Here is an 18,513-nt window from a genome sequence, read left to right as displayed (position 1 = left end):
CTCACAATTCGAAGGACTCGTGGTGGATTCGGCGGGCCGGGACTCCGGCCTCGCGCAGGGCCGCATGGGACTCCTCGGCCAGGCCGGGAGGTCCGCACAGGTAGACGTCGTGCCGTTCGATGTCGGGCAGCACGCGGCTCAGGGACTCGGCGCTGATCTCCGGCCGCTCGCCGTCCGGGCCGTTGACGGCGTACAGCAGCCGCGCCTTGCGGGTCCGGGCGATGGCCTGGAGCTCGCCCCACAGCGCCAGGTCCTCCTGGCTGCGCGCCCGGTACAGCAGGGTCAGGTCGCCGGGGCCCGCGGGGATCGTCTCGAAGAGCGCCCGCAGCGGGGTGATCCCGGCGCCGCCGGCGATCAGCAGGACCTTGGTGCCCCGGCCGCGCTGCCGGCGGGCCGCCGTGAGGGCTCCGTACGGGCCCTCCGCCCACACCCGGGTGCCTGGGCTCAGGCCGGCCAGGGCCGCGCTGTGGTCACCGGCCTCCTTGACGGTGATCCGCAGCAGGCCGGAGGCGGGCGGCGCGGACAGCGAGTACGGGTTGGAGGTCCAGCGCAGCTCGGGGGCCAGGAAGCGCCAGCGGAAGAACTGCCCGGCCTGCGCGTCGAGTCTGTCCAGCCGTTCGCCGCGGATGATGACCGAGACGATCCCCGGCGCCTCCTGGACGGTGGACTCCACCCGCAGCCGGTGCCGGAGATTGAGCCGGACGGGGACGAGGACCCGGTACCACAGCACCAGCGCGGTGACCGTGCCGTACAGCGCGTACCAGGCGGTCTGCGCGGCGGGGACGGCGGCGAACTCGGAGCCGGTGGACAGCTGGTGCCAGAAGGACAGGTAGACCGCGGCGTAGGTCAGCAGGTGCAGGTAGTACCAGGTCTCGTAGCGCAGCCGCCGGCGGACGGCGGCGGCCGAGACACCGCCGATGACCAGCAGCAGGACCGTCCCGATCGTGGCCTCGATCATGTCGGGGTACTCCAGGACCACGGTGACGGTCTGTTCCACCAGGCCGGTGCCCGCCTCGACGGCGTAGCCCCCGAGGATCAGCAGGAAGTGGGCGAGGACCAGGAACACCGTGTAGCGGCCCGCCATCGCGTGCCAGCGGGCCACCCGGTCGGAGCCGACACGCCGCTCCAGCGCGGGTACCCGGGCCATCAGCGCGATCACCACGGCGGTGGAGTAGCCGGCCAGCAGTCCGGTGATCCGCCCCGCGCCGGTGAGCCAGTCGGCGGTGGCCGTCACGGCGGTGGTGCCCTGCCACCAGAGCGCCACCACGCCCGCCACCCCGGCCCACAGCACGGCCAACAGGGGTGTGGCGGGGGAGCGGCGTGGCCGCATCCGCGCTTCCGCCCGTCGTCTGGCGGCCCTGCCGCCCTCCTGAATCATCTGCATCGTTGCCACGGTGCCGCCCTCCCGGATCACCCCGGGACGGTTACGAGGCGCCGGGGCTCGCCCACTGGTACGCAACTGCGGGCCGGGTTGCTCATTCGGTTCCGGTTACGGATGGCCGGCGGGCCGGCGGCGGTCCGGGGACGGGCCCGACAGCGGTCCGGGAACGGGCCCGGCGGGGCGTCCGCGGGCGGGCCGACCGGACGGTACGACTCCGCACGGGCCGACATTGACGAATCATGCAGAGGGCTGCATACTTATACCCATCAGCGTTTGCACCGTAAGGAGAAACCCGTGACCGAGCGCGTCGTACTCGCCTACTCGGGCGGCCTGGACACCTCCGTCGCCATCGGCTGGATCGCCGAGGAGACGGGCGCCGAGGTCATCGCCGTTGCCGTGGACGTCGGCCAGGGCGGCGAGGACCTGGACGTCATCCGTAAGCGCGCGCTCGCCTGCGGTGCCGTGGAGGCCGAGGTCGCCGACGCCAAGGACGAGTTCGCCGACGAGTACTGCCTCCCGGCGATCAAGGCCAACGCCCTGTACATGGACCGCTACCCGCTGGTCTCGGCCCTCTCCCGGCCGACCATCGTCAAGCACCTCGTCGCCGCCGCGCACAAGCACAACGCCTCGATCGTGGCGCACGGCTGCACCGGCAAGGGCAACGACCAGGTGCGGTTCGAGGCCGGCATCTCCTCCCTCGCGCCCGACCTGAAGTGCATCGCCCCGGTCCGGGACTACGCGATGACCCGGGACAAGGCCATCGCCTTCTGCGAGCAGAAGAACCTCCCGATCGCCACCACCAAGAAGTCCCCGTACTCCATCGACCAGAACGTCTTCGGGCGCGCCGTCGAGACGGGCTTCCTGGAGGACATCTGGAACGCGCCGATCGAGGACGTCTACGAGTACACCCAGAACCCGGCCACGCCCCGCGAGGCCGACGAGGTGATCATCACCTTCCAGGCGGGCGTCCCCGTCGCCATCGACGGCAAGCCGGTCACCGTCCTCCAGGCGATCCAGCAGCTCAACGAGCGGGCGGGCGCCCAGGGCATCGGCCGGATCGACATGGTCGAGGACCGCCTCGTGGGCATCAAGTCCCGGGAGATCTACGAGGCCCCGGGCGCGATCGCGCTGATCACCGCCCACCAGGAGCTGGAGAACGTCACCGTCGAGCGCGAGCTGGCCCGCTACAAGCGGCAGGTCGAGCAGCGGTGGAGCGAGCTCGTCTACGACGGCCTGTGGTTCTCGCCGCTGAAGCGCGCGCTGGACGGGTTCATCGCCGAGGCCAACGCCCACGTGTCGGGCGAGATCCGGATGACCCTGCACGGCGGCCGGGCCGTCGTCACCGGCCGGCGCTCCGAGGAGTCGCTGTACGACTTCAACCTGGCCACCTACGACTCGGGCGACACCTTCGACCAGTCCAAGGCGCAGGGCTTCATCGACATCTTCGGCCTCTCGTCGAAGATCGCCGCCAAGCGCGACCTGGCCTGACGGGGACCGACGCCGCCCCGCGGTAACGTCCGTACCACCGCCCGCCTCCCCGCCCCCGGTGGGGAGGCGGGCGTCTATCCCAGCCACGAGGAGCAGAGAGTTGAGCAACGGCGCGCAGTCGCAGGAGTCGCAGGAGAAGGCGTCCGGTGACGTCCGGCTCTGGGGCGGCCGGTTCGCCGACGGACCCGCCGAGGCCCTGGCCAAGCTGTCGGCGTCCGTCCACTTCGACTGGCGGCTCGCCCCGTACGACATCGCCGGCTCGCGGGCGCACGCCCGGGTGCTGCACAAGGCCGGGCTGCTCACCGCCGACGAGCTGGAGCGCATGCTCGCCGGTCTCGACCGGCTGGAGGCCGATGTCGCCGACGGCTCGTTCACCGGAACCATCGCCGACGAGGACGTGCACACCGCCCTGGAGCGCGGCCTGCTGGAGCGGCTCGGCCCCGACCTCGGCGGCAAGCTCCGCGCCGGCCGCTCCCGCAACGACCAGGTCGCGACCCTCTTCCGGATGTACCTCCGCGACCACGCCCGGATCATCGGCGGCCTGATCGCCGACCTCCAGGGGGCGCTGATCGGCCTGGCCGAGGCCCACCCGGACGTCGCCATGCCCGGCCGCACCCACCTCCAGCACGCCCAGCCGGTGCTCTTCGCCCACCATGTCCTCGCGCACGTCCAGGCGCTGGGCCGGGACGCCGAACGGCTGCGGCAGTGGGACGAGCGCACCGCGGTGTCGCCCTACGGATCGGGCGCGCTCGCCGGGTCCTCGCTCGGTCTCGACCCGGAGGCCGTCGCCGCCGACCTGGGCTTCGAGCGCGGCTCCGCCGGCAACTCCATCGACGGCACCGCGTCCCGGGACTTCGTCGCCGAGTTCGCCTTCATCACCGCCATGATCGGCATCGATCTCTCGAAGATCGCCGAGGAGATCATCATCTGGAACACGAAGGAGTTCTCCTTCGTCACCCTCCACGACGCCTTCTCCACCGGGTCGTCGATCATGCCGCAGAAGAAGAACCCGGACATCGCGGAGCTGGCGCGCGGCAAGTCCGGCCGCCTGATCGGCAATCTCACCGGTCTGCTGGCCACCCTCAAGGCGCTGCCGCTCGCGTACAACCGCGACCTCCAGGAGGACAAGGAGCCGGTCTTCGACTCCTGCGACACCCTCGAGGTGCTGCTCCCCGCGTTCACCGGGATGATGGCCACGCTCACCGTCAACCGGGAGCGCATGGAGGAACTGGCGCCCGCGGGCTTCTCCCTCGCCACGGACATCGCCGAGTGGCTGGTCAGGCAGGGCGTGCCGTTCCGGGTGGCGCACGAGGTCGCGGGCGAGTGCGTCAAGGAGTGCGAGGCGCACGGCATCGAGCTCGACCAGCTGACGGACGAGCAGTTCGCCAGGATCTCCCCGCACCTGACGCCCGAGGTCCGCACGGTGCTCAACGTGCCGGGCGCGCTCGCCGCGCGCAGCGGCCGCGGCGGCACCGCGCCGTCGGCGGTGGCCGCGCAACTCGCCGAGGTCAAGGCCGATCTGACCCGGCAGCAGGAGTGGGCCGCGGCCAAGGGCTGACCGGCCGCGCCACGCGGCCGGCGACGGCGCAGGGCCCCGTTCCGAGCGGTACGACCGCCCGGAGCGGGGCCCGTTCCGTCCGCCGGCCCTGGACCGCACACCGTTCTGCGCGGCACCCTCCCGCGCCTTCCGCGGGACCGGCTCCTCGTGTTCCCGCCTGTCCGTTCTCTTCTGTTCCTGTTCTGTTACGCACGGTCCGCACGGCACGTCCGGGCCTGCCCCGGAGGGCTCCGCTCCGGCCGGGGCGCCATGGGCCCGCGTACCCCCACGGACCGTTGCTCCACGTGGAATCACCTGGTCAGAGGCCTGCGACGCCCGGACCGCCCGCCTCCGTCCGGGCTGCCCCACGCCTCCGGGCGGACCTCAGCCGGCGCTGCCCGCGAACCACCCATTCCGGGCATGTCCCCGCCCGGTCACCCGTACGCACAGCCCCCCGAGCTCGCGCCCCGCGGAATTGAGGGGCTCATTGTCAGTGCCTCCCCTTAGAGTGAATACCAGTTGAGCACGGCAGCGCCACGGACGAATACCAACGCCCGTGCCCGGTGCGGACGGGGGAGAAGTGTGTCCGTCGCCGGAGCCGTCATGTATGGGGGGAGAGACAGCAATGAGGACGGGATACACGGTCACTGTTCAGGGAATTACCGAAGGGGGAGTCATGGAAAGGCTTTTCGGTCGTACGGCCGTTGCGCGGCTGCTGAGAGGCGGGCCGGCCGGGGGTGCGGCGGCGCGGGCACTGTTCCCGGCGGCCGCGGCGGCGGCCGATGACCACCACGCGTCCTTCGCCGCGCTCGCCGGGGCGTCGGTGCAGGCCATGGCTCTGCAGGGCGGTCGACTGCTCGCCGGGCCGGTGCTGAGGACGTGAGGTGCCGCAGGGCTGTCGGCTCACCGACGGAGCGGGCGGCCTTTCGCGACAAGCCACATGGCGAGGGGGAGAGGAAGCCTCCTGGAAGGCCCGGCGCCGAGGGCCTCCGGGGGGCTTCTCCATTTCTCCCCGAGGGGCCCGGACGTGGCGCGCGACGCCCCTGAGTGCGGCGCGAATCGAAAAGGACGGGAGGGCTTTTCCGGCGGTGGTGCACAGCGCTCCGATAAAGGTGCGCATGGTGCGATCCAATTCGGTGCGGCAATGGCGAACGCATCGCAATGACAACGGAAAGCCCTTTCTTCTGCCGGGCATCACCGCTCATCGACGGTGAGGTTCGGCGGCGGGCGCCGAACTCCCGGGCCGCGAGAGCCGAGTGGCCGTCCGCGCCGTGTCGCCCGCTCCGGCGGGACGCCCGGCGACCGTCCGTGGCGGACCGGCCGCCAGCGTCTCATGGGGCGAACGCCTACCACACGTGATTATTGCGACCGCTCCGGGGTGCAGTGTGACCATCCGGGACATCACGCACCCGGGGGCCCTCAGGCCCTCACGACTCGGTTCCCCGCTTCTGCCGCAGCCCCGCGGAACAGCCCGTCACCTGCGGGGGAGGGTGCCGCCATCGGCTACGGTGACGGGCGAACCCACCGTCGGACAGCACGTCAGGGAGCCGGAATGGCATTCGCCCGCCGTGCCGGAGGCGCGGGAGGCACCGCGCCGACGGCCCGTATCGGACTCGGCCTCGCCGCCGTGGGCCGGCCCGGCTACATCACCCTCGGGCGCGACCGCGACCTTCCGGCGGAGCGCACGGTCGACGCGCTGCGCGAGCACACCCACGCCCTGCTGGACGCCGCGTACGCCCGCGGCGTGCGCTACTACGACGCGGCGCGCTCCTACGGACGGTCCGAGGAATTCCTCGCCGACTGGCTGCGCCGCCGCCCCGACGTCCGGGACGTGGCGGTCGGCAGCAAGTGGGGCTACACCTACACCGCCGACTGGCGCACCGATGCCGAGGTGCACGAGGTCAAGGACCACAGCACGGCGGCGTTCGACCGCCAGTACGCCGAGACCCGCGCGGTTCTGGGGGACCGGCTCGACGTGTACCAGATCCACTCCGTCACTCCGGAGAGCCCGGCCCTGACCGACCGCGGACTCCACGAGCGCCTGGCCCGCCTGGCGGCGGAGGGCGTCACGATCGGCCTGTCCACCAGCGGGCCCGCCCAGGCCGACGCGATCCGCGCGGCCCTGGAGGTGACGGTGGACGGCGAACGGCTCTTCCGCAGCGTGCAGTCCACCTGGAACCTGCTGGAGAGCTCGGCCGGCCCGGCGCTCGCCGAGGCGTGGGACGCGGGCCTCCAGGTCATCGTCAAGGAGTCCATGGCCAACGGCCGGCTGGCCGCGCCCGAGGTGGCGCCGCCCGAGGTGACCCGCGTCGCCGAGCGGCGGGGGGTGGGGTGCGACACGGTGGCGCTGGCGGCGGTGCTGCACGAGCCGTGGGCCGGAACCGTCCTGTCCGGCGCGGCCACCCCCGGTCAGCTCGCCTCCAACCTCGCCGCCGCCGACCTCCGGCTGGACGACGGCGACATCGCCTCGCTCGCCGGGATCGCGGAAGAGCCCGCCGCGTACTGGCGGCATCGGTCCCGGTTGCCGTGGAGCTGATCCCTGTCCCCGGCCGCCTCGTCCACGAGGGCGCTCCGGCCGAATGCGCCGCCGCTCTGCTCGGTGTCCTCGGCCGGGGGCGGCGGCCCGCCGCGGCGACGCCTGGCACTCGGAGGGGTTCCGGGGCTCGACGGGGTTCCGGGGCTCGTGCCGGACGACAGGACTCAGGCAACCTGCGGACGCCTGCGCGCGTCATCACCTGAGGTTGTGCCCGGCCGTGAGGGCGCGGCCTCCCGCGCCGCCCCGGCGGCGCCCTCCGTCATGCGAACGTCACACACTGCTGCCTCGTCGGAGCCTTCTATGTATCGCGTGAGACAATGATGTCTCACTCGGGTTAGAGTCGTCTCATGTCAGTCGATCGTGAACGGGTGCTGCGGGACGCTGCCGCCCTCCTCAGCCGCAAGGCGACCGCCTCCATGGACGAGATCGCCAAGGCCGCCGGCATCAGCCGGGCCACCCTCCACCGGCACTTCGCCGGACGGGACGCCCTGGTGAAGGCGCTCGGCGGACTCGGTGTGCGGCAGGTGGAGGCCTGTGTGACGGCGGCCCGGATCGACGAGGGGGACCCGGTCGAGGCGGTGCGCCGGCTCGTCGCCGAGGCCGTCCCGGTCTCCGGCTTCCTGGCCTTTCTCTACAGCGAGAACCAGCTGTTCGAGCCCGAGCTCATGGACGAGGGCTGGAACCGGATCGACGAGCGGGTCGGCGCCCTCTTCCGGCGCGGGCAGGAGCAGGGCCTGTTCCGTATCGACCTGACCCCCGCCTGGCTGACCGAGGCGCTCTACGCCCTGATCGCCGCCTCGGCCTGGACCGTCCAGGAGGGCAGAGTGGCGTCCAAGGACGCCGGTTACCTGGTCGCCGAGCTGCTGCTCGGCGGAATGATTCGGAGAGTGGAGCAGTGAGCAGCGAGACCGCCGAGCGTCTGTCGGCCTCGGGTACGACCGGCCGGAAGCGAGGGGGAAGTGCGATACCGGGCGGAGCGCCCGGACGCTGGATCGCGCTCGCCGTCCTGGTGCTTGCCGTGCTGCTGGTGGCGGTCGACGCGACCGTCCTGGGTCTGGCCACGCCATTCCTCAGTGAGGATCTCCGCCCGTCCGGCACCCAGTTGCTGTGGATCGGGGACGTCTACTCCTTCGTCATCGCCGGACTCCTGGTCTCCATGGGCAGCCTCGGCGACCGGGTCGGGCGCAAGAAGCTGCTGCTGATCGGTGCGGTGGCGTTCGGCGGGCTCTCGGCGCTGGCCGCGTACGCCACCTCGCCCGAGATGATGATCGTGGCCCGGGGCCTCATGGGTGTCGCCGGTGCGACGCTGATGCCGGCGACCCTGGCGCTGATCCGCAACCTCTTCCCGGACCCCCGGGAGCGCAGTCTCGCCGTCGGCATCTGGGGTGCCATGGCGTCCGCGGGCGCGGCCGTCGGGCCGGTGGTCGGCGGATTCCTGCTGGAGCACTTCTGGTGGGGTTCGGTCTTCCTGATCAACCTTCCGGTGATGGCCGTCCTGGTGCTGGTCGGGGCCAAGCTGCTGCCCGAGTCGCGGAACCCCGACCCCGGCCCCTGGGACCTGCTCAGTGTCGCGCTGTCCCTCGTCGGCATGGTCGGCGTCGTGTACTGCGTCAAGGAGCTGGCGGCCCACGGGCTCCGCTGGGACGGCGTGGCCGCGGGGCTTGTCGGAGTCCTGGCCCTGGCGGTGTTCGCCCGGCGCCAGCTCACCCTCCGGGCGCCGCTGCTGGACATGCGGCTCTTCCGGAACCGGGGCTTCTCCGGCGCGGTGCTGGCGGACCTGCTCACCGTTCTGGGCCTCTCCGGTCTGGTCTTCTTCCTCTCGCAGTTCTTCCAGCTCGTGCAGATGCGGGGGCCGTTGGAGGCCGGGCTCGCCGAACTGCCCGCCGCGGTGGGTGCGGTGTCCGCGGGACTCGTCGCCGGAACCTTCGCCCGGCGCTTCTCGGTGCGGATGGTCGTCGCGGGCGGGCTGGCCGCGGTGGGCCTCGCGCTCGCCGTGCTGACCCTGCTGGACGTGCGGGCGGGCTACCCGATGCTCGGTGCGGCGCTGCTGGTGGTGGGCATCGGTGCGGGCTTCTCCTTCACCGTCACCGCGGACGTGATCCTCTCCAGCGTCCCCAAGGAGCAGGCGGGCGCGGCGTCGGCCGTCTCCGAGACGGCGTACGAGCTCGGCGCGGCCCTGGGGATCGCGCTCCTCGGCTCGGTGGTCACCGGCGTCTACCGCGGCTTCACCGCCCCGGCGGGCGTGCCGGAGACCGTGTCGGCCACGGCCCACGAGTCGCTGGGCGGCGCCGTGGAGGTGGCCGCGGGGCTGCCGGGCGGAGTGCGGAGTGCGCTGCTGTCGTCGGCGCAGGAGGCCTTCGTCGACGGGCTGCGGATCGCCGCCGGCCTCGGCGCCGTCGTGCTCCTGGCGACCGCCGCGGCGGCCTGGTTCCTGCTGCGGGGCCAGAAGCTCGAGGACGGCGAGCGGGATGAGCCCGAGGGCGACGGCCGCGAGCCGGAAGCGGCCCCGGCCGCCGGAGCGGAGGTCTGACGGCCTGGCTCGCTGCGCAGTGATGCGGGAAGCAGGAGCCAGGAGGTAGGGGCCAGGGGGCAGGAAGCAGGAGTCGGAAGACGCGAGTGTGGCCCCGGCCGCTCCTTCGAGGCATCGAGGGAGCGGCCGGGGCCGTTTCCGCTCGGGCAACGGCGCTTGAACCGAGCGGAGCCCAGGGGCCCCGTCGCGGAGCCGACACCGCACTCTATCGGTGTTGAACGATTCCTCAATGTCTCCGTGCTGGAAGTCGTGGCGGTGGCCGTGCCTGGGGCGGGGCGGTGACGCCGAGGGCGCGACGGCGGTGAAGATCGGCCCGGACGCCGCCCCGGCCTGTCGCAGGCCCGTCACCCGGCCGAGGCGCCTCGTCGGCTTCCGCTTCCGTGCCCGCAACGTCCCAGGTCGGAGGCCCTGCCGGCCATCGCGCGGGCCGCGTCGGCCCCGGAGCGGTCGCTCCCCGTTCCGGCGCGTCGCGGCGGCCGTGACACAACCGATGCTGAGGAAATCCTTCCCGAACTCTTGAGGGATCGTTCAACGATACCTACGTTGTCTCTCATGCCAGGATGCATGTCGACGGCCCGCCGTCGGTGTCCCGCGTCGGCGGGGCCACGGCGTCCGCTCCGTCCGTTCGCCGGCGCGGCGCGGCATCCGTCCTGGACTGCCGTCCTTCCCCAGTGAGGTGCCCTGTGACAGCCACACCCACCAGCTCCCCGCCCGTCGCCGACGAGGTGACCGGCCGCCTCGGGTGGTACCGGTCCTTCACGCCCCAGGGCCGACGCGCCTTCAAGGGGGCCTTCGGCGGATTCGCCCTGGACTCCTACGACTTCCAGGTGCTGCCGCTGAGCATGGTCGCCATCGCGGCCTACTTCGGCCTCACGCAGGCGCAGACGGGGCTGCTGACCACGGTCACCCTGCTGGTGTCCGCGTTCGGCGGCATCCTCGCGGGGGTCCTGATCGACCGGGTCGGCCGGGTCCGGACGCTGATGATCACGGTGGGCACCTACGCGGTCTTCACCGTGCTGTGCGGCTTCGCGGTCAACTACCCGATGCTGCTGGTCTGCCGGGCCTTCCAGGGGCTCGGCTTCGGCGGTGAATGGGCGGCCGGCGCGGTCCTGGTGGCCGAGTACGCCCGAGCGCGCTACCGGGGCAGGGTGCTGGCCTTCATCCAGAGCTCCTGGGCGGTCGGCTGGGGCCTCGCCGTCATCGTGTCGACGGTGGTGATGGACACCGTCGCGCCCGATCTCGCCTGGCGGGTCATGTTCTTCACCGGTGCGCTGCCGGCCCTGCTGCTGCTCTACCTGCGCCGCAACGTCAAGGACGCCCCCGCGGTGGCCGAGCGCCTGGCCAAGGAGGAGACCCGCCTCCCGCTGTCGGCGATCTTCCAGGGCGACCTGGCCCGCAAGACGTTCTTCGCGTCGCTCCTCGCCACCGGTGTCCAGGGCGGGTACTACACCATCGCCACCTGGCTGCCGACCTACCTCAAGGCCGAGCGGGGTCTCACGGTCGTCGGCACCGGCAGCTATCTCTTCCTGCTCATCACCGGCGCGTTCTGCGGCTATCTGACCGGCGGGTACGTCACCGACTTCCTGGGCCGCAAGAAGTCCTTCGCGCTCTTCGCGGTCCTCAGCGCGGGTCTGCTGATGGCCTACATCAACATCCCCGCGGGCTCCAACACCCTGCTGCTGTTCCTCGGGTTCCCGCTCGGCTTCTGCTCGTCGGCCATCTTCTCCGGCTTCGGCTCCTTCCTCGCCGAGCTGTACCCCGGCACGGTCCGCGGCACCGGGCAGAGCTTCACGTACAACGTGGGCCGCGCGGTCGGCGCGTTCTTCCCCACGGCCGTCGGATTCTCCGCGGGCAGCGCGGGGGTGGGCAGCGCCCTGATCTACGGGGCGATCGGCTATGTGATCGCGCTGGTGGCCCTGCTGGGCCTGCCCGAGACCCGGGGCCAGGAACTCGAAGCGTAGGAGCCGGAGCAGCCGCTCGGACTCCTCATCAAGGCGCCTCCCTCGCCGCCACGTCGCAGGCCTTCCGTCCACGGAAGGCCTGCGACGGCGTGTGGCGGGGACGGCGTGTGGCGGGGACGGCGTGTGGCGGGGACGGCGTGTGGCGGGGACGGCGTGTGGCGGGGACGGCGTGTGGCGGGGACGGCGTGTGGCGTGTGACATGGCGCGGCACGCGAGAGCGTGTGTTGAAATCCCCTGCTGAGCTGCGGAGTCGGCGCTGCACCGGAGAAAGCCATCGGCCGGAGAAAGCCATCGTCCGGAGAAGACCATGGGCCGGAGAAACCATCGGCCCGGTGGGCCGCGGTCTCACCCGCGGCCCACCGGGCCTCACCTCCGTTGCGTCGTCGGGGTCCCCTCGGTCCAGTCCCCTCAGCCCCGCCCCGCCGCAGCGGGCGCCGGGCGGGCCGCGGCCGACGGCCGGCGCCGTGACGCCGTCACAAAGCGCACGGGCAGCCCCGGTACGGCCTGCGCGGCGGCGGCGAGATGCGCCTCGGGTACCACCCCGATGACCGGATAGCCGCCGGTCGTCGGGCAATCGGCCAGAAAGACCACGGGCTTGCCGTCGGGCGGCACCTGGACCGCGCCCAGCACCATGCCCTCGCTGGGGAGTTCGCCGGTCCGCGCCCGTTCCAGCGCGGGCCCCTCGGTGCGCAGCCCGATCCGGTTGCTGCGCGAGGAGACGGTGAAGCGCGCCGAGGTGAAGGTGTGCCACGCGGCCGGGGTGAACCAGTCGTCGCGCGGCCCCGGCAGGACCGGCAGCACCAGTTCCCGCGGCGGCGCCTGCCACAGGGCGATGTCGGCGGGGGCGGGATGCCCGAACGTCCCGCCCAGGGGCAGGGTGTCCCCGTCCGCGAGCGGCGGCGGGCCGACACCGGAGAGCAGATCGGTGGACCTGCTGCCCAGCACCGGTTCCACCGCGATGCCGCCGCTGACCGCCACATAGCTGCGCAGCCCCGCCGACGCGGCGCCGACCTCCAGCACCGCTCCGGCGGGCAGCCGCACCGGAGCCGCCCAGGGCACCGGCCGGCCGTCGACCCGTACCGGCGCCGGAGCCCCGGTCACGGCGGCCATGACGGGACGGGTGGCGCGCAGGGCGACCCCGGTCATGGTCGTCTCCAGGGTCGCCGCCCCGGGGGCGTTGCCCACCAGCCGGTTGGCGAGCCGGTGCGCGGGCTGGTCCAGGGCGCCGGACCGCGGGACGCCGAGGGCCGCGTGGCCGAAGCGCCCCAGGTCCTGGACGGTGGTGAGGGCACCCGCCCGGAGAATGTCGAGCCCGGCCCCCGTCATGACCGCCCCGCAGTCCGCGCGGGCTGCCGCACGGCCCCGGATTCCGCACCCGGCCGGGCCGGGCCCTCCGGGACGAACCGCACCCGGGTACCGGGAGCCAGCAGCGCCGCCGGGTCACGGTTCACGTCCCACAGCCGGAGCCCGGTGGTGCCGATCAACTGCCAGCCGCCGGGGGAGGAGCTGGGATAGACGCTGGTGTACGGCCCGGCGAGGGCCACGGACCCGGCGGGGACGGAGGTGCGCGGGGTGTCCCGGCGGGGCACGTGGTACTCCTCGGGAAGCCCGGTCATATAGCCGAATCCCGGGGCGAACCCGCAGAAGGCGACCCGGTGTTCATGGCTCGCGTGCAGCTCCGGCACCTCCTCGGGCGCCACCCCCCACAGCGCGGCGACGGTGGCGAGGTCCGCGCCGTCGTAGCGCACGGGGATCTCCACCAGCGGGCCCTCGTCCAGGGTCAGCGGCGGTACGCGCCACCGCGGGAGCTCGGCCGCGAGCCCCTCCGGGGCGTCGACGCCCCGGAGCAGCACCGTCTGCGCGGCGGGCACGATCTCCCGGACGCCGGTCAGCTCTCCCGCCGCGCCGCGCCGCCGGAGCTCCGCGTACAGCGCCTGCGCCTGCTCGGCACCGTCGAGGTCGACCAGCAGCGCGTCCTCCCCGACCGGGATCACCCTCATACGAAGGCCTCCACCCTGACCCCGGCCTCCTCCAGTGCCTGCCGGACCCGGCGGGCGAGGGCGACGGCTCCGGGGGTGTCCCCGTGCACGCACAGGGACCGGGCCCGGACCGCGACATCGGTCCCGTCGAGGGCGCTCGTCCTCCCGTCGAGGGCCAGGGAGAGCGCCGTGGCGGTGATCCGGTCCGGATCGGTGACGACGGCTCCCGGCTGCCGCCGGGGTACCAGGGTGCCCTCGGCGGTGTAGGCCCGGTCGACGAACGCCTCGGCGAAGGTCCGCAGGCCCGCCGCCTCCGCGGCGGCGTGCAGGGCGGAGCCGGGCAGGCCCAGCACCGGCAGCGCCGGATCGGCGTGCCGCATCCCCGCGACGACGGCGGCCGCCTGCTCCCGGTCGGTGACGACCCGGTTGTACAGCGCGCCGTGCGGCTTGACGTAGGCGACGTCCGCACCGGCGGCCCGGGCGAACACCTGGAGGGCGCCGATCTGGTAGGTGATCTCGTCGGCGAGCTCGTCCGGCGGCACGTCCATCGCCCGCCGTCCGAACCCGGCCAGATCCCGGTAGGAGACCTGGGCCCCGATGCGTACGCCGCGCTCCGCGGCGAGATCGCAGACCCGCCGGATGGTGCTGGGATCGCCCGCGTGGAATCCGGTGGCGACATTGGCGCTGCTGACGATCGACAGCAGGGCCGCGTCGTCGGTGAGGGTCCACCGTCCGAAGTTCTCACCCAGGTCGGCGTTGAGGTCGACGACTGTGCCTGACATCGCTTTTCGTTCTCCCGAGGGTCTCGGACCGGTCCTCACGACCGGTCACGCTATGCGGTAGTCCGTGTCCCGTGCGTCGGTGATGAACATGTACCCGGGTGCGTGGGTGATGGCGAACGGCGGGCGGGACGCCATCAGTACGGCCTGCGGGGTGACTCCGCAGCCCCAGAAGACCGGGACGTCGCCCGGGGCGGGGGAGACCGGATCGCCGAAGTGCGGCCGGTCCAGGGCGTCGATGCCCAGGGCCGCCGGGTCGCCGGTGTGCACCGGGGCGCCGTGCACCCCGGGCATCAGCGCGGTCGCGCGGACCGCGGTGTCCACCAGATCCGCGGGCACCGGCCGCATGCTGACCACCATCGGCCCGCGCAGCCGCCCCGCCGGACGGCACTCCACCGTGGTCCGGAACATCGGGACGCTCCGCCCCTGTTCCCCATGGCGCAGCGGCACCCCCGCCTCGGCCAGCGCCGATTCGAAGGTGAAGCTGCACCCGATGAGGAAGGTGACCAGCTCCGGACGCCACCGGTCCACGACCCGGTCCGGCTCGTCGACGAGTTCGCCGTGCTCCCAGACCCGATAGCGCGGCAGATCGGTGCGCAGGTCGGCCCCGGGCGCGAGCGGCGTGGAGTGGCCCCCCGGGTCCGTGACGTCGAGGACCGGACAGGCGGTGGGGTTGCGCTGGCAGAACAGCAGGAACTCGTACGCCCAGTCCTGGGGCAGGGAGACCAGGTTGACCTGCGTGTACCCGGCCGACCAGCCCGTGGTGGGCGCGGCCGTGCCGTCCCGGAAGAGGGCGCGGGCCCGTTCCGGCGTGAGTGCTCCGGGGGCGGCGGTAGCGGTCATCACGTTCCTCTCCTGTCGGAAGGACACGGCCTCGCGGACGGACACGGCCGCTGCCCGGGGGTGCCGCCGTCGGTCCCGTGCCGCCTCGGTCCGCGGTGCGGTCCGGAGGCGGGCCGGGCCCGGTACCGGTCCGCCGGGCTGTACGGCCGGCAGGTCACCGGCCCGGTGGCCGGGCGCGAGGTGGGGATGCCGCCGGGGTCGGCAGCCGCATCTCATGCTAGTTATCGTTGAACGATCCGACAAGAAGTCTGTTGCCTTGTTCTCACTCGGGCCACCTAGAATGCGCAGCGGAGCGGTGTGGACCGCACCGGTGACGATTGGGCCCTCTCCGAGAGGAACAGACCGTGGGAACCGAGGTCGATCCGGCGGCGCTCGCCGGTGACCGTGCCCTGCTGGGCCGCACCAGCACCGCCGAACGCGTGGCGGACATCCTGCGGACGCGGATCGCCGAAGGTTTTCTGCCACCGGGCAGCAAGCTCTCCGAGGAGGCCATCGGCGGAGCCCTCGGCATCTCCCGGAACACCCTCCGCGAGGCGTTCCGGCTGCTCACCCACGAGCGGCTGCTCACCCACGAACTCAACCGGGGTGTCTTCGTCCGGATCCCGGCGGTCAAGGAAGTCGTCGACATCTTCCGGGTGCGCACGCTCGTGGAGTGCGCGGTGATCCGGAATCTGGGCGCCCCGCCGTACCAGCTCAAGGCGGCCGAGGCCGCCGTCGCCGAGGGGGAGCGGGCCGCCGAGGCCGGTTCCTGGCTCGACCTGGGCACCGCCAACATCCACTTCCACCGCGACCTGGTGGCCCTCGCCAACAGCCCGCGCACCGACGAGCTGATGCAGGGCATCCTGGCCGAACTGCGCCTGGTCTTCCACATGATGGACAACAAGCGCAGCTTCCACGAGCCGTACCTGGCACGCAACCGGCAGATCCTCGGCGCCCTCCGCACCGGCAACCCGGTCAAGGCGGAGCAGCTGCTGGCCGCGTATCTGCAGGACGCGGAGACCCAGATCGTGCAGCACTACGCGCAGCGCATCGCCGGCACCCGCAAGGGCGCCGAGGAGTAGGGGAGCGGCCGACCCGCCGCAGAGCCGGGCCGGCGGCCCGCGATGTGGCCGGGCGGCGAGGTGTGGGCCCGGTCCGGTGCACGACGCGGCCCGGTGCACGACGCGGCGACGCGGGCCCGTATACGACGAGGCCCCCGCCTCGGGCGGGGGCCTCTCAGGTGTCCGCGGTGCCGCGGCCGGGACCGCGGCGCGGAGTCCGGGCGGGCCCTGACGGGCCGTCGGCGCTCCGGCCGCCGCGCGCGGAAGCTACGAGCTACGAAGCTACGCGGCCTTCGCCTTGGTGGCGTAGATGTCCACGTACTCCTGGCCCGACAGTCGCATGACCTCGCTCATCACCTCGTCGGTCACCGCCCGCAGCACATAGCGGTCGCGGTCCATGCCGTCGTAGCGGGCGAAGTCCAGCGGCTCGCCGAAACGGACGGTCACCGGGCTGATCCGGGGCAGGCCCTTGCCGCCGGGCTGCACCTTGTCCATGCCGATCATCGCGAACGGGACCACCGGGGCACCGGTCATCAGCGCCAGCCGGGAGACGCCCGTCCGGCCGCGGTAGAGGCGGCCGTCGGGGGAGCGGGTGCCCTCCGGGTAGATACCGAAGACCTTGCCCTCCTCCAGCACCCGGCGGCCGGTCATCAGCGCCGCGACACCGCCGCGCCCGCCGTCCCGGTCGACCGGGATCATGCCGGAGGTGGTGAAGAACCACGCCATCAGCCGGCCCTTGACGCCCTTGCCCTTGACGTACTCGTCCTTGCCGATGAAGAAGACCTGCCGCTTCACGGTGAGGGCCAGGAACATGGAGTCGATGAAGGTGACGTGGTTGCCGGCCAGGATCACCGGACCCGACTCCGGGATGTGCTCCATGCCCTCGACCTTCGGGCGGAACAGGACGCGCATGAGCAATCCGAGAAACGCCTTGAGCATGATGCGGGACAACGGGCCCTCCGGTCGTGGTGGTCGGCTGGTGCACCCAGGGGGAACCAGTCCACCGTACGAGTGCGCAGGTGAGGACGATACTCGCGGGTCAACCACGATCGCACGTCGGGTTCACCCGACTGATACGTGGTGTTGATGTCTGTTACTCCCGCGTTCTGCGGGGTGTCTCCCCTGCGAAGTGCGGTGCCGCATACGATCATCCGAAGTTTTTCCGAATGGACTTGATCGCAGCCGATCACATCGAGGAGTGCTCATGCAGCAGGAGATGCAGCCGGGGCGGCGCGCCCTCCTGGGGGTCGCGGCCCTCGGCGCGGGAGCGGCCGTTCTCGGCGGGGCCGGGACCGCCGCGGCCGACGGACGGGCGGCGGACCGCGGCGTCCGCGGTCTCCCGGTGCCCACGGTCATCGGCCACCGGGGCGCCAGCGGTTACCGACCGGAGCACACCCTCGGCTCGTACCAGCTCGCGCTGGACATGGGGGCGGACATCATCGAGCAGGACCTGGTGCCCACCAAGGACGGGCACCTCGTCTGCCGGCACGAGAACGACATCACCGCCACCACGGATGTCGCCGACCACCCCGAGTTCGCCTCACGCAAGGCGACCAAGAAGGTCGACGGCAAGAGCCTGACCGGGTGGTTCACCGAGGACTTCACCCTCGCCGAGCTGAAGACCCTGCGCGCCAAGGAGCGCATCCCCAAGACGCGACAGCACAACACCCTCTACGACGGCCGCTGGGCCGTGCCGACCTTCCAGGAGGTCCTCCGCTGGGCCGACGAGCAGGGCCGGCGCCGCGGCCGGCCGGTGTGGCTCTATGTCGAGACCAAGCACCCCACCTACTTCCGGAAGCTGGGCCTCGGTCTGGAGGAGCGCCTGGTCAAGCTGCTCCGGGCGCACGGCCGGCACCGCAAGGACTCGCCGACCTTCCTGCAGTCCTTCGAGCCGAGCAGCATCCAGCGGCTGCGCAAGATGGTGTCCACCCCGAGCATCGTGCTGCTGGACGCCGCGGACACCCGGCCGTACGACTTCGTCGAGGCGGGCGACCCCCGCACCGTCGCCGACCTGGTCAAGCCCGAGGGCCTGAAGTGGATGGCCGGCTTCACCGACGGCATCGGACCCTGGCTGAACCTGATCATTCCTCAGGACGCCAAGGGCAACCTCGGCAAGGAGACGACGCTGGTCAAGGACGCGCACGCGGCCGGGCTGCTGCTGCACCCGTACACCATGCGCAACGAGAACAGCTTCCTGCCCGCCGACTTCCGGCGCGGCACGGATCCCAACGCCTACGGTGACGCCTTCGGGGCGTTCAAGCGGTACTTCGAGACCGGCATCGACGGCATCTTCTCCGACAACTGCGACACGGCGCTGCTCGCCCGGGACGCCTTCCTCGGCAAGAGCTGACCCGAGGGGCACGCACCGCCACCGGGCCCCCGCGGACCGCACGGTCCCGGGGCGCCCGGTGGCGGTGCGCCGTCCTCCGGCCTCTCCCG

The 18,513-nt window shown here is 72.5% G+C and carries 15 protein-coding genes; 9 read left to right on the top strand and 6 right to left on the bottom strand.

Going from position 1 to position 18,513, the window contains the following annotated elements:
* Window position 1 precedes the first annotated feature (1 nt).
* The gene (locus ABT112_RS14665) at window positions 2–1,384 is read right to left on the bottom strand and encodes a ferredoxin reductase family protein (protein ID WP_351509340.1); all 1,383 of its coding nucleotides are present in this window, start codon (window positions 1,382–1,384) and stop codon (window positions 2–4) included.
* 291 nt (window positions 1,385–1,675) lie between these two features.
* Between ABT112_RS14665 and ABT112_RS14660 the strand changes: the two genes are divergently transcribed.
* From ABT112_RS14660 to ABT112_RS14630, 7 genes are all read left to right on the top strand, one after another.
* Window positions 1,676–2,869, top strand: a complete 1,194-nt coding sequence (locus tag ABT112_RS14660; RefSeq protein WP_351509338.1) for an argininosuccinate synthase — start codon at window positions 1,676–1,678, stop codon at window positions 2,867–2,869.
* A gap of 100 nt (window positions 2,870–2,969) precedes the next feature.
* Window positions 2,970–4,427 (top strand): argininosuccinate lyase, encoded by a 1,458-nt coding sequence (argH, locus tag ABT112_RS14655; protein WP_351509336.1) that lies wholly within the window; start codon window positions 2,970–2,972, stop codon window positions 4,425–4,427.
* Window positions 4,428–5,082: 655 nt separating this feature from the next.
* Window positions 5,083–5,289 (top strand): hypothetical protein, encoded by a 207-nt coding sequence (locus ABT112_RS14650; RefSeq protein WP_351509334.1) that lies wholly within the window; start codon window positions 5,083–5,085, stop codon window positions 5,287–5,289.
* A gap of 669 nt (window positions 5,290–5,958) precedes the next feature.
* Window positions 5,959–6,942 carry an aldo/keto reductase gene (locus ABT112_RS14645; protein WP_351509332.1) on the top strand — a complete coding sequence of 328 codons (984 nt, stop codon included), beginning with the start codon at window positions 5,959–5,961 and terminating at the stop codon, window positions 6,940–6,942.
* A gap of 347 nt (window positions 6,943–7,289) precedes the next feature.
* On the top strand, window positions 7,290–7,841 hold the full coding sequence (locus tag ABT112_RS14640) for a TetR/AcrR family transcriptional regulator (protein WP_351509330.1): 552 nt from the start codon (window positions 7,290–7,292) through the stop codon (window positions 7,839–7,841).
* 65 nt (window positions 7,842–7,906) lie between these two features.
* Window positions 7,907–9,472 carry an MFS transporter gene (locus ABT112_RS14635; protein ID WP_351509382.1) on the top strand — a complete coding sequence of 522 codons (1,566 nt, stop codon included), beginning with the start codon at window positions 7,907–7,909 and terminating at the stop codon, window positions 9,470–9,472.
* A gap of 683 nt (window positions 9,473–10,155) precedes the next feature.
* Window positions 10,156–11,433, top strand: a complete 1,278-nt coding sequence (locus ABT112_RS14630; RefSeq protein ID WP_351509328.1) for an MFS transporter — start codon at window positions 10,156–10,158, stop codon at window positions 11,431–11,433.
* Window positions 11,434–11,841: 408 nt separating this feature from the next.
* On the opposite strand, the gene ABT112_RS14625 is transcribed toward ABT112_RS14630, so the two are convergent.
* Genes ABT112_RS14625 through ABT112_RS14610 form a run of 4 tightly spaced genes read right to left on the bottom strand, consistent with a single transcriptional unit; the run spans window position 11,842 to window position 15,034 of the window.
* On the bottom strand, window positions 11,842–12,759 hold the full coding sequence (locus tag ABT112_RS14625) for a 5-oxoprolinase subunit C family protein (protein ID WP_351509326.1): 918 nt from the start codon (window positions 12,757–12,759) through the stop codon (window positions 11,842–11,844).
* On the bottom strand, window positions 12,756–13,433 hold the full coding sequence (locus ABT112_RS14620) for a 5-oxoprolinase subunit B family protein (protein ID WP_351509324.1): 678 nt from the start codon (window positions 13,431–13,433) through the stop codon (window positions 12,756–12,758). The genes ABT112_RS14625 and ABT112_RS14620 overlap by 4 nt, the downstream gene beginning before the upstream one ends.
* Window positions 13,430–14,194: a LamB/YcsF family protein gene (locus ABT112_RS14615; protein ID WP_351509322.1), complete on the bottom strand. Its 765-nt coding sequence runs from the start codon at window positions 14,192–14,194 to the stop codon at window positions 13,430–13,432. Before ABT112_RS14615 ends, ABT112_RS14620 begins: the two co-directional genes overlap by 4 nt.
* A gap of 45 nt (window positions 14,195–14,239) precedes the next feature.
* Window positions 14,240–15,034, bottom strand: coding sequence for a putative hydro-lyase (locus ABT112_RS14610; protein ID WP_351509320.1), 795 nt, complete (start codon window positions 15,032–15,034; stop codon window positions 14,240–14,242).
* A 344-nt stretch (window positions 15,035–15,378) separates the two neighbouring features.
* On the opposite strand from ABT112_RS14610, the gene ABT112_RS14605 reads away from it, so the two are divergent.
* Window positions 15,379–16,095, top strand: a complete 717-nt coding sequence (locus ABT112_RS14605) for a GntR family transcriptional regulator (protein WP_351509318.1) — start codon at window positions 15,379–15,381, stop codon at window positions 16,093–16,095.
* Window positions 16,096–16,356: 261 nt separating this feature from the next.
* Here ABT112_RS14605 and ABT112_RS14600 read toward each other — a convergent pair whose 3' ends face one another.
* Window positions 16,357–17,025 (bottom strand): lysophospholipid acyltransferase family protein, encoded by a 669-nt coding sequence (locus ABT112_RS14600; protein WP_351509316.1) that lies wholly within the window; start codon window positions 17,023–17,025, stop codon window positions 16,357–16,359.
* Window positions 17,026–17,278: 253 nt separating this feature from the next.
* On the opposite strand from ABT112_RS14600, the gene ABT112_RS14595 reads away from it, so the two are divergent.
* Complete coding sequence (locus ABT112_RS14595) at window positions 17,279–18,424, top strand: glycerophosphodiester phosphodiesterase (protein ID WP_351509314.1); 1,146 nt, start codon at window positions 17,279–17,281, stop codon at window positions 18,422–18,424.
* Window positions 18,425–18,513: the final 89 nt, after the last annotated feature.

Origin of the sequence: Streptomyces sp. NPDC002055, assembly GCF_040296705.1 — a bacterium.
GTDB lineage: Bacteria > Actinomycetota > Actinomycetes > Streptomycetales > Streptomycetaceae > Streptomyces.
The sequence above is the reverse complement of the archived record's forward strand: the minus strand, read 5'-3'. Positions and strand labels throughout refer to the sequence as shown.

Bases quoted from the DNA above. Each gene is read 5' to 3' on its own strand.
- ABT112_RS14625 (WP_351509326.1), bottom strand. From the start codon at position 12,759: ATGACGGGGGCCGGGCTCGACATTCTCCGGGCGGGTGCCCTCACCACC.
- ABT112_RS14640 (WP_351509330.1), top strand. From the start codon at position 7,290: ATGTCAGTCGATCGTGAACGGGTGCTGCGGGACGCTGCCGCCCTCCTC.
- ABT112_RS14610 (WP_351509320.1), bottom strand. From the start codon at position 15,034: ATGACCGCTACCGCCGCCCCCGGAGCACTCACGCCGGAACGGGCCCGC.
- ABT112_RS14595 (WP_351509314.1), top strand. From the start codon at position 17,279: ATGCAGCAGGAGATGCAGCCGGGGCGGCGCGCCCTCCTGGGGGTCGCG.
- ABT112_RS14650 (WP_351509334.1), top strand. From the start codon at position 5,083: ATGGAAAGGCTTTTCGGTCGTACGGCCGTTGCGCGGCTGCTGAGAGGC.
- ABT112_RS14620 (WP_351509324.1), bottom strand. From the start codon at position 13,433: ATGAGGGTGATCCCGGTCGGGGAGGACGCGCTGCTGGTCGACCTCGAC.
- ABT112_RS14665 (WP_351509340.1), bottom strand. From the start codon at position 1,384: ATGCAGATGATTCAGGAGGGCGGCAGGGCCGCCAGACGACGGGCGGAA.
- ABT112_RS14645 (WP_351509332.1), top strand. From the start codon at position 5,959: ATGGCATTCGCCCGCCGTGCCGGAGGCGCGGGAGGCACCGCGCCGACG.
- ABT112_RS14615 (WP_351509322.1), bottom strand. From the start codon at position 14,194: ATGTCAGGCACAGTCGTCGACCTCAACGCCGACCTGGGTGAGAACTTC.